Source organism: Parasphingorhabdus marina DSM 22363, from assembly GCF_900128895.1.
Lineage (GTDB): Bacteria > Pseudomonadota > Alphaproteobacteria > Sphingomonadales > Sphingomonadaceae > Parasphingorhabdus > Parasphingorhabdus marina.
The window spans coordinates 1,951,871-1,962,728 of sequence record NZ_FSQW01000001.1; the positions used below are offsets into that span (position 1 = coordinate 1,951,871).

General features: G+C 57.6%; 10 protein-coding genes. 4 read left to right on the forward strand and 6 right to left on the reverse strand.

What is annotated here, in order from left to right:
- Positions 1-53 precede the first annotated feature (53 nt).
- Entirely contained in the window at positions 54-863 is an 810-nt protein-coding gene (locus BUQ90_RS09510; RefSeq protein ID WP_074204744.1) for a universal stress protein, read from the forward strand.
- 16 nt (positions 864-879) lie between these two features.
- Here the strand turns inward: BUQ90_RS09510 and BUQ90_RS09515 are convergent, their stop codons facing one another.
- From BUQ90_RS09515 to BUQ90_RS09525, 3 genes are all read right to left on the reverse strand, one after another.
- A complete protein-coding gene (locus tag BUQ90_RS09515; RefSeq protein ID WP_074204745.1) occupies positions 880-1,587 on the reverse strand; it encodes a Crp/Fnr family transcriptional regulator in 708 nt (235 codons plus the stop codon).
- Between the two features lie 87 nt (positions 1,588-1,674).
- The gene (locus BUQ90_RS09520) at positions 1,675-2,754 is read right to left on the reverse strand and encodes an AI-2E family transporter (protein WP_074204746.1); all 1,080 of its coding nucleotides are present in this window, start codon (positions 2,752-2,754) and stop codon (positions 1,675-1,677) included.
- A 13-nt stretch (positions 2,755-2,767) separates the two neighbouring features.
- On the reverse strand, positions 2,768-3,511 hold the full coding sequence (locus tag BUQ90_RS09525; protein WP_074204747.1) for an enoyl-CoA hydratase/isomerase family protein: 744 nt from the start codon (positions 3,509-3,511) through the stop codon (positions 2,768-2,770).
- Positions 3,512-3,795: 284 nt separating this feature from the next.
- On the opposite strand from BUQ90_RS09525, the gene BUQ90_RS09535 reads away from it, so the two are divergent.
- Positions 3,796-4,413 (forward strand): hypothetical protein, encoded by a 618-nt coding sequence (locus tag BUQ90_RS09535; RefSeq protein ID WP_143182777.1) that lies wholly within the window; start codon positions 3,796-3,798, stop codon positions 4,411-4,413.
- 7 nt (positions 4,414-4,420) lie between these two features.
- Here BUQ90_RS09535 and gmk read toward each other — a convergent pair whose 3' ends face one another.
- A complete protein-coding gene (gene gmk / locus BUQ90_RS09540; RefSeq protein ID WP_074204749.1) occupies positions 4,421-5,077 on the reverse strand; it encodes a guanylate kinase in 657 nt (218 codons plus the stop codon).
- Positions 5,078-5,217: 140 nt separating this feature from the next.
- Here gmk and BUQ90_RS09545 point away from each other — a divergent pair, with 140 nt between their 5' ends.
- Positions 5,218-6,336, forward strand: coding sequence for an AI-2E family transporter (locus BUQ90_RS09545; RefSeq protein ID WP_143182778.1), 1,119 nt, complete (start codon positions 5,218-5,220; stop codon positions 6,334-6,336).
- Here BUQ90_RS09545 and BUQ90_RS09550 read toward each other — a convergent pair.
- A complete protein-coding gene (locus tag BUQ90_RS09550; RefSeq protein ID WP_074204751.1) occupies positions 6,333-7,673 on the reverse strand; it encodes an MFS transporter in 1,341 nt (446 codons plus the stop codon). The genes BUQ90_RS09545 and BUQ90_RS09550 overlap by 4 nt on opposite strands.
- Positions 7,674-7,778: 105 nt before the next feature.
- The gene (locus tag BUQ90_RS09555; protein WP_074204752.1) at positions 7,779-9,419 is read right to left on the reverse strand and encodes a ShlB/FhaC/HecB family hemolysin secretion/activation protein; all 1,641 of its coding nucleotides are present in this window, start codon (positions 9,417-9,419) and stop codon (positions 7,779-7,781) included.
- A gap of 199 nt (positions 9,420-9,618) precedes the next feature.
- On the opposite strand from BUQ90_RS09555, the gene BUQ90_RS09560 reads away from it, so the two are divergent.
- Positions 9,619-10,858: FecR domain-containing protein (locus BUQ90_RS09560; protein ID WP_074204753.1), on the forward strand; the 1,240-nt coding region annotated here is incomplete at its 3' end.

Below are 10,858 nucleotides of genomic sequence, written 5' to 3' on the forward strand. Positions count from 1 at the left end.
TGTGCCGGGACTGATTTTGATCAACAATGACCATCATAAAGAAGGAGATGGTCATGAAATCGATATTGCTGCACATTTGCGATGATGATGCGCTGGACTCGCGGATGCAGGTCGCGCTGGATCTGGCACGGGCACATGAGGCACATCTGACCTGCCTTCAGCCGTCGGTCCAGTTCACACCGGTCCCTTATGCACCGATGGCCGGACATTTTGTTTCGGATATCAATATCACTGATATGCAGGAAGCAGAACAGGCCCACCGGGAACGGGTAGAGAGTCGACTCCAGTCGGAAGACGTGCCGTGGAACTGGCAACTGGGGCTGGGTGATCCGGCAACCCTTTTGGTCGAACAAAGCGGCCTCGCCGACCTGCTGGTGCTCAGCCAGCCGGCGGGGAAGGGGGCCAAGCCCACGGATCCCTTGCCGATCGCGGGAGAGGTCGCAATTCACGCGCATGCGGCGACGATGATCGTACCGGCGGAGAGCATGTCCTTTGATTGCGGGAAGCCGGTTGTTGTCGCCTGGAACGGGTCAAAAGAGTCTTCCCGGGCGATCCGCTTTGCCCTGCCGATCCTGAAAATGGCCAGCGATGTTCATGTGGTGACGGTGGATGAGGGCAAGCAATTGCCACCGCTTGATGCTTCAACCTATCTGTCCAGACACGGAGTTTCGTCGGATCTTCATCAGCTGAATGCCGGAAAAAGCAAGACCGGAGAGGTGATTGAGGAGTTTGCCCAGGACGTCGGAGCTTCGGCGATTGTGATGGGCGCTTACGGGCATTCCCGCCTGCGAGAAACGCTGATGGGCGGTGTCACGCGCGATCAGTTGCGGAAATCCCGGTTGCCGCTGATCATGGGGCACTGAACTCTGGCCACAGCCGTCAGACCGGCTGTGCCATCGACATTTCTTCAAGTTGTTCTGGTTGTAATATCCGGACGTGCCGCCGATCAGGCAGATCGATCAGACCGGCTTTTTTCATCTGGGTCATCTGACGACTGACAGTTTCGATGGTCAGACCCAAAATGTCTGCGACTTGTTGTCGGCCAAAGGGCAATTCGAATGCCGCCAATGCTGTGTCGCCTGTTGAGCAGTCATTTCCGCCAAGCTTTTGTGACATCTCAAGCAGGAATGACGCGACTTTTTCCGGCGCCGTCTTGCGGCCCAGCAGCAACATCCATCGCCGCGCCCGATCAAGTTCGTCCAGCGTTTTTTCGAGCAGCTTGTGCTCCATTTGCGGATGCTGCGGTGTGAATTTCTCAAAATCTGCCCTGGCGAAAGCGCAGAGTTTGGCGTCTGTCAGCGCGGTGACGGTATATTCATTGGTGTTACCAAAAGGCCGGCCGACAAAATCGGACGGATAGGCAATGCCGATAATCTGTTCCCGACCGTCGTCCAGTGAGGAAGTCAGCTTGAAAACCCCGCTGATGATATTGGCGACAGTGAGAGACTGGTCGCCTTCCCACATCAGTGACTGGCCCTTCTGCATCGAAAGGGAACGTCCAATACGATTGAGCACGCCGAGTTCATCGGGGTTGAGTGCGGAACAAATGGCCTGATTGCGGACCGCGCAGGTTTCACATGGGTTCATGGGCCTGCCTTAGCCAATTGTCATGGGTCCTGCAATCCGCGGAAGACCCGAAATTGGCAAAGCGTCCGGATAGAACATATCTAATGCTCAATTCATAGTTGCGATTTCCGGTTCCCGGCGGGTTTGCGCGAAAATATCCCACAAAGCCAGGAACAACGCGGCAAGCAACGGTCCGATCACTATGCCGTTGAAGCCCAGAAGCTGCAGGCCGCCAAATGTCGAAATGAGGATGACATAGTCGGGGATGCGGGTGTCCCGCCCGACGAGGATCGGGCGCAGGATATTGTCGACCATACCGATGATGAACAGCCCGCAGAAGACGAGCACCACGCCTTGCCAGACGGCGCCCGTGACAATGAGGTAAATGGCAACGGGCACCCAGACCAGTCCGGTCCCGATAGCTGGAAGCAACGACAATATGCCCATGGAAACGCCCCAGAGCAGTGCGCCGCGGATATCCAGCATCCAGAAGATCACTCCGCCAATTGTGCCCTGCAATATGGCAACAATGATACTGCCCTTGATTGTGGCCTGAATCACGGTGACAAATTTGCCGAACAGGATGTCTCTTTGATGACGTTGCATCGGGATGGCCCGCTCGACATGGCTGACCAGGGTCCGGCCATCCCGCAAGAGATAGAAAGTCAGATACAGCATCACACCAAGGGCGAGGAAGAAGGAAAAGGCGCTTTGTCCAATATTGATGAGTTGCCCGATCACCGATTCAAAACTGCTTGCGATAAAAGCCTCGATCTTTTCCCGGACAGCCGCAAAGTTTCCGATCCCGTAGCTTTCCATGCGGTCCTGGACCCAAAGCGGGAGGGTGCCTTCAAACGCCGCGAAGACATCGCGGAAATCTATCTCGCCCGACTGAATGCGGACGTAGATATCCGATGCTTCACGGAGCAACACAAAGCCGAGAATGATGGCCGGGACGATGACTAGCGAAATAATCAGCAGAAGTGTCAGCAACGCCGCGCTGGATGTGCGGCCCTTCAAAATCCTGACCAGCCAGTCGAACACCGGGAGAAACAGCACTGTGATCACCACAGCCCAGATTATGGCGCCGAAAAAGGGTTCGATCAGCCATGCAAATGCGGCCGTGACAAGCGCCACAAGCAGGATAAGAAAACCTGTCTCCACACGGGATGCTGCGTTCTGATCCATCAACCGCTCCGGTTCACTTCCGTTTTGATGCGAATGCCGCAATCCGCTCTTGCATGTCGGGGCCGGTGCCTTCGGTTTCCATCACTTCCCATTGCAGCCCCGCATCCAGCGGTCCGCCGTCCGTCGCCTCAAGCAAGCGTTTGTTTGCGGCATGCGAAAATGCCGAATTGGCCAGAATTTTCTGACCAAGCGCGCGGATTTCGGTATCGAAGCTGTCTGCGGGCACTGCATATTCCGCGAGGCCAATCCGCACCGCTTCATCCGCATCGATCATGTCAGCCGTAAACATCAGCCGCTTGGCGGTGGCAATGCCCACGCGCCGGGGCAGGCGCTGGCTCATTCCCCAGACAGGGGTGAGCGCCCATTTTGCATGGGTGTCTCCAAATCGCGCATTGTCAGCCGCAAGAATGAAATCCGCAGCAAGAGCCACTTCCAGCGCCCCCGTATAGCAATGGCCGTGAACGGCTGCGATCACGGGTTTCGGAAGCTTCTCCATCATCCGCAAAGTTTCGCTGTGCCAGCCGCGTGAGGGGACTTCTTCCCCCTCTGCGATGTCGGCGAGATCATGGCCGGCGGAAAAACATTTTCCCGCGCCTCGGATGACAACGCAACCAATAGTGTCATCCTTGCGCAAACCGGCAATATGGGCGCGCAGTTCCCGGAACATGCCCACCGTGAGAGAGTTCAGTTTTTCGGGCCGGTTGAACGTCAAAATGGCAAGACCGTTTTCGTCCTCGCGTTTTACCAGATCCGCCATGTGCTCGCTCCTTGTCGGCATTTCCTATTCGCTGAACCCGCCAACTACAACCCAAAGCAGTAATCGGGGGTTGTGACCGCAGGATCTGATTGCCGGAACTGCAATCTGCCGATCGGATAAAGACCTGTGTTTTTTGTCGAAGCGCCGCGGTTTTTCATCGAAAGACCGATGCAGGATGGTTCTCTTGTGCATAGCGTTGCAGATAGCACGAAGGGAATTCCCGATGACGCATCCCCAACCGACTGGATGTGCTTCGGGCATCCCTTTGGTCAGGGGGATGGAACATGTCTGAATATCGCAATCTTTTCGGGTTGAACCGGCCTGCCGCATGGGCCAGCTCCTTCGCCCGGGTTTGCGGGATGGTGGCCGTTGCCAGCATCATGACGACAACTCCATCTCCCGCTTTTGCCCAGACGGCCGGTGGTTCCGGCACCCCCAGCAAACCGGCTCCTCCTTGTTCCACACCCGAGCACCGGGCGTTTGATTTCTGGATCGGGGAGTGGGACGTAACCTCTTCAGCCAGCACAACAGCAACCGCCATTAACCGCATCTCGGTTCAGCACGGTGGGTGCGTCATTCGCGAAGAATATGAAACGAACGGCGGATATTCGGGCATGAGCATGAGCTTTTACGACGCGCCGCGGAAAAGGTGGCACCAGACCTGGATGGGCGTGGACGGGACCCCGCTCTACATCGAGGGCGGGCCGAATGCGGAAGGGCAGATGGTGCTGAGCAACGCCAACTGGCCAGGATATGTCGCAGGAACGACGGTCAACCGGGTCACCTGGACGCCCAATCCGGATGGCAGCGTCCGTCAGCACTGGCAGAAATCAGATGATGGCGGCAAAAGCTGGAGCGACGTATTTGACGGCCTCTACGTCAAGCGGAAGGCCGGGAAATAGGGCAGACCTAGCCGGTCATCAAGTCACGGACAAAACCAATCAGGCCGGTCTGCCGTGACCGGCGCATGCGCTCGGTGGCGAGAATGGTCTGTACTTTGGCGAAACAGGCTTCGAGGTCGTCATTGATCAGGACATAGTCATAGCCGTCCCAGTGACTTATCTCGCTGGCTGCCCGCTGCATCCGGCTGTCGATAATCTCGTTGCTGTCTGTGGCACGGCTTTCGAGCCGTTCGCGAAGTTCAGCGAGCGAAGGCGGGAGAATGAACACCCGAACCACATCCTGACCGGCGCGCTGATACAGTTGCTGGGTGCCTTGCCAGTCAATGTCAAACAGGACATCGCGGCCGTCCTGGAGGCTCTGGTTTACCGGTGCTGCTGGCGTGGCATAGCGGTTGCCAAAAACTGTCGCATATTCGAGAAACGCATTATCCGCGACCATTTCCTCAAATTCTTCACCCTCGACGAAATAATAGTCCCGGCCATGTTCTTCACCCGGACGTTTTGGCCGGGTCGTGACCGAGACGGACATTTCAATCTGGTCATCGGCTTCGAGCAGCATGCGTGCGAGAGTGGATTTGCCTGCGCCGGATGGAGAAGACAGGACAAAAAGCAGTCCTCTGCGGGTCAATTCGTCATGAGGACGGGAAGAAATATCGTCGGCCATATCGGCTATTGGCCGAGAAGGGTGCGCGACGTCAAGATGCTAGTTGGCCTTGCCCGCAGATGATGTGATGACAGTGCCTGCTTTTGTGTTTATCACCACCTTTCAAAGGTTTCATTTGGGCAGGATGGCGAGCGGGAACAGTGCTACAGGGTCGCGTCAGTACGATTTTCTTCTCGGTCGGCATAACCATCATGATCGGCTGGCTCTTCTATGTCGGCAAGGACATTATCCTGCCGATCGTGACGGCGATCATCCTGTTGCAGATCCTGTACGCTGCCAGCGCAGCCGTAGCGCGTATTCCGGGCCTGGGGCGCACCCCGATGTGGGTTCGGGCGACACTCGCTCTGGTTGGTGTGATGCTGCTGCTGTTCGCGCTGACCCGCATGCTGGTCGCAAGTTTGCAGACGCTGGTGCCTTCCCTGCCGCGATATCAGAGCAATCTCGAAAACCTGTTCGCCGCCTGGTTCCCGGGGCCGACGGAAGTGGAGGGCCCCAAGCCGGAAATGGCCGAAATGATGACGTCGCCATCATTGATGTTCGATCGCGGGACCGAAGCAGTCGTCAAGGCGGTCAGCGAGTTTGCGAACAACCTGCTAACCGAGATCGACATTGCCGCAATTGCCCAGTCCGTGCTGTCTTCCTTGACCAGTTTTGGCGGCTTTGTCTTCATCACGATCCTCTACGCCTCTTTCATGCTCAGCGAGATTACCGGATTTCCGCAGAAAGTCCGGCGGGCATTTGGCAGCCAAAGCGAGTCCAAGGACACGCTCAACATGATTGCCCGGATCAACCATGACATTGGCAGTTATCTGGCGACCAAAACGCTGATCAATGTAATTCTCGGCGTGATTTGCTGGGTGATCCTGATGATCATGGGGGTCGAATATGCGGCATTATGGGCCATCATCATCGGTCTGCTCAACTATATCCCCTATATCGGTTCCATCGTCGGAGTGGCTTTTCCGGCAATGTTTGCCGTCGCCCAGTTTGGAACGCTGACTATCCCGCTGGTTGCAACCGGGTTGATGACCGGTGCGCAGGTCATAATCGGCAATGTTGTCGAGCCGCGGATGCTGAGCAAGTCGGTGAACCTAAGTCCGATGGTCGTGCTGGTGGCGCTGTCGGTCTGGTCCGCACTGTGGGGCATCCCGGGAGCCATACTTGCGGTCCCGTTCACGACCATCCTGATGATCATTCTGGCCGGACGGAAAGGGACCAAGCCGATAGCCGCTTTATTGTCGAGCGATGGGCGGGTCTAGTCTGATTCAGCCGGTCGGAAAACCGGCGGCTTGAGCAAAATGGCGGCAACCACCGAAAGCGCCAGCAGGGCGGTCCCGATCAAAAACGCGAGATCATAGCTGCCCGTAGCTTCATAGGCATAGCCAGCACCGGCCGGAACCGTCGCCACAAAAGGCAGCAACAGAGGGGCAAAGACGGCATTTATTCGCGCAAAACTGGCCTCGCCGAAAAAGTTGCTGATCAGCGCCGGCGCGAGTGCGAACAGGCCTCCATAGCAGGCCCCGAACACAAATCCCGAGATGATCAGCAAAGCAAAGCTGTCCGTTGATCCGAACAGCAGGAAACTGCCAAACATCAGACCCATGATGATCGCCATCAGCCAGCGCATCTCGAACCGGTCCCCGAGCCAGCCGGCCGGGATCCGCCCGGATCCGCTGCCCAGGATGAAGGCGCCCATCAAAGAGGCGATTTGCAACCCCGGAATACCGGCATCAGAAAGATATAGCGCGCCGTGGGTGAGCAGGAAGGTGCCAGTTCCCAGATAGGTCACGTTGATCAGCATGAGCAGATAGACGCTGACTGTGCCAAACACCTGGCGGATGGTCCAGTTGTGAGCACTGCGGTAGGTTCGGGGTTTGGTTGCCGCCCGGTCTGCAGAAAGTCGCGCCTTTTCCGGATCAACATTGTCAGGATGCTGGCCGATATCCTGGGGCCGGTTGATAAGAAACCGGGCAAGTACCAGTGCGATCAACACGATGACGGCGCTGGCGGCCCAGCCCGATTGCCACGTTCCGAACCGGGTCATGATCGCGGCGAGAACCGGCTGGGCCACAAAGCCGCCGGCGGCGCTGCCGGTGACAACAATGCCCAGCACGGTGGCACGCCGGATATTGAACCAGCTGATCGCGAGTGTATGGCCGCACAGCGGACTGGTCAGGGCGAGGGACAGGCCGATGACCAGACCCCAGATTATGGTCCATTGCCAGACCTCGGTGACCAGCAATATGATCGCCAGCAAACCGGCAAGCATCAGCACCAATCCGGCGGTCATGGTGAACCTGACCCCGCGCTTGCCGATCATCCAGGCAGTGAAGGGGTAGCAGAGGCCGAGCACAACAAAGCCGATACTGTGCGCAATGGATGCCGAGCCGCGGTTCCAGTCCATGGCCTCGACCATCGCCGGGAAAATGACGGCATAGGCGAAATAGACGAAACCCGACGCTGCAAAATAGATGAAAAACAACAGCGCGGTGTTGATCCAGCCGTAGAAGAGCCTGTCTGGCGGAGAGGGGGCAGCAGGATCGGTGGCAGGACGCGCCGGTTCATTCTGCGCCGGCTGGGTATCGGGTGCGTCCACTCATGCTCTCCTGTGCCGGCCTTGCTGCAGGCAGAAGACAGCTTACAGCATGATGCGGGGGAGGCAATGGTTCAGTGGCAGGAAGCAACTGAATGGAGAGGCAGATCAGAATTGAACGCCGACCTGGACATTGACCCGCGGTGACTGGTCACCACTTTCAAAACGGTCTTCATTCAGTGGCGCTGCCGCTTCGAGCCCCATGTCAAAGCGTCCCATTTGTGCGCGCATGCCGGCCCCGGCAGAAAGCAGCGTTCCGTCGCCAAATCCGTCACCAATGTGAGACACATAGCCACCATCAACAAATCCATAGAGCTGCAGCCAGTTCATCCATGGTGTGGGCTGGTTGAAATCCTTGCGGAATTCGGCAAGTCCCAGCACCCCTTCATCGCCGAACCGCTCGGTGAAATCATATCCGCGGCCGAAATAGGGGCCGCCCAGGGATATTTCCTGTGCAGACAGCAAGGGACTGGATGCGATCTGGGCATTGGCCGCCAGCCGCATGCCGAAACCGCCACCAAATCTCAGGATGCTGTTGACCCACAAATTGGCTCGGGTGAAAGTTCCGTCTGCATCACTGCGCGAATTGAGCGGATCGCCACGGCGGCTGGCTCCCAGTATGCCGAGACCCTGCGTCACCCCAATGCCGCCATAGATCCGCCCCGAACCCACCTTGGCATTGCCAGAGAAGCTGACCGATGCGGTGACAATGTCATCGTCCTGAAACTGGCTGCGGGCTTGCGATTGCTGCACTTCCAGATAGGCCAGTTCGGCGTTGAGCCAGGCATTGAGATTGTTGCTGCGTTTCAGAGCATGGCTTGCGAACACCGCTGCATAACGATTGCGCCCGCGGAAATCGAAGGCGCTCAAAGGACCGCCGCTATGTGTGCGGCCGGCGGCAGCGCTGATCCCAAGCACTGTGCCGCCATTGCCGAGAGTCATGGCATAGCGGGCGCTGATATAGGTGAGTTCGTCGGGCTGAGCGATGGTACTGGTGACCGAGGTCGTCAGCACATCACTGTCCTGAAGTAAACCCGAGACGTCAAGCTTGAGTCGGGCCCGCACGGGTCCCAGCGTCGATGGCCCGTAATTGTCCACGGTCGCATATCCCCGGGCCTTCTGTTCACGGACCGTGACAAGGAGAATGCCCTTCCCGTTTTCGCGGACATAGCGCGTGTTTTGCAAGGTGATGTCGGGAAGGTCGCCGGCGAGCAGCAGTTGCCGCTCCAGAAGGGCCGACTGGGCGGCATCACAGACCAGCCGGTCCAGTATCCGTCGGAGGCGGCGATTGTCAGAACCGATGATCCGCACTTCGTGGATCGGGCCCGGGTCGAGATTAACCGAGACGATCCCCATTCTCACTGCCTGGGCGGGAATTTCTGCGCTGGCGAAGATATAGCCCTGATCCCGGGCCGACCGGGAGACCGCATTGGCGAGCTGGCTCAAGACTTCCGGACTGGCGTCCTGGCCAATGAAACTTTCATATTTGCTGGCCATGGGTGCCAGCGGGATATCGGCCGGAGCCTGGACATTGACCGCTCCGATGGTCGTTCCGCTGGTATTTGAGCCTGTTGACCGGATCGCATTTTCAACAATCGGCGTTTGAACCTGATTGTCCGGCTGGGTCGCGGCCGGAAATTGCTGGTTTTCTCCCACTGATTCAAACGGATTCGCGGATTGCTGCGCCGCTGCGATGGACGCAGAGCACAGGATTCCGGCGGAAAATCCGATGGGAAGAACGCGGTACAAAAACAACTCCTGGAAGCCCTCAACAAAATTTGTTTAGCGTTGAAAGCTTAGGAAAAGCTTATCGAACCAGTGATTTAACGGAAAATTCAGCCTCATTTTAAACCGCTTTTGCAGTTTCACTCTCTATTCCGCTGATTTCAGACAGATTTTTGCTCGGGACCAACACGAAGCAACAGGAACAAATACAAGAGTAAGAAAAATGAAAAACGTCGCGAAATTACTGGCCCTGAGCGCATTTCTGTCGAGCGCTCCGGCCCTCGCCGAAACCCCAAAATGGAAAATTTCCGAAAGCAGCGGAACTGTTAACATTCTGCGCGCGGGTGTATCAAAAATTGCCATTACCGGAGGGCAACTGCGTCCGGGTGACGTGGTGTCGACCGGTCGCAAAAGCCGGGCGGTGCTGGTGCGCGGGCAGGAATATGTCGTCGTTTCGCCAGGCAGCCGGATTCGGATCAGCGAACCGCAGAAATCTGGCGGTTTGTTCCAGTTTTTCAACGAAGTCGGCAACGTCCTGTTCCGGATAGACAAGAAAGCAACCCCGCATTTCGGCGTCAAGACGCCGTATCTCGCCGCTGTCGTGAAGGGCACGACCTTCAGCGTTACGGTTTCCGAAACAGGTACGGCGGTACAGGTGACCGAAGGCGCGGTTCAGGTGTCGACCAATGATGGCGGCGCCCAGCATCTGTTGTCACCCGGCATGATCGGCATGGTCACGCAGGATCAGCAATTCCGCCTGACCATCACCGGCACCGCCAGCAAGGTGATCGACTCGCCCAATGCCCCGGCCGGGATGAAAACCGGAGAATCTGACCCTGTCGGAGATGATCCCGCTTCTGAACCTTCTTCCGAGGTTGTCGAAATTGTGGATATCGCGGCTTCCGGTACGGAAGGTGTGATCAGTAGCCCGGTCACTGATCAGCCGGTTTCGTTTTCCGAGCTGACCGGTGGCCTGGTGTCCGACCAACCAAAAGAAAATGCGTCGGTCCGGTTGGCCATGCTGGATACCGGACTGACCGGATCTATCCCCGGCAATACCGGTGGTGCAAATTCAGACACCCCTAGCCAGGGTATTCTCAACGGCTCCAATCCCGGAAACGAGACGGCGGCTACGGCAAGCGGAGGTAATCCTCCGGCTGGTGGTGGTTCCGGCGGTAATGCCAACGGAGGTGGTTCAGCCAGTGCCGGTGGGAACGGGAACAACAAAGGCTCTGGCAACGCTAATGGCGGCGGAACGGCCAACGCTGGCGGTGGTGCCTCCAATGGTGGCGGTAATGGCAATGGCGGTGGTTCGCCCGCTGCCGGAGCGAATGGCGCCAACGGCAACGGCCCCGCCAATGGCGGTGGCAACGGGGCCGGCAACAATGGAAACGGCAATGGCAATGGCGGTTCCAACGGTGGCGGTAACGGCAACGGGAACAATGGCAACGCCAATGGTGCCG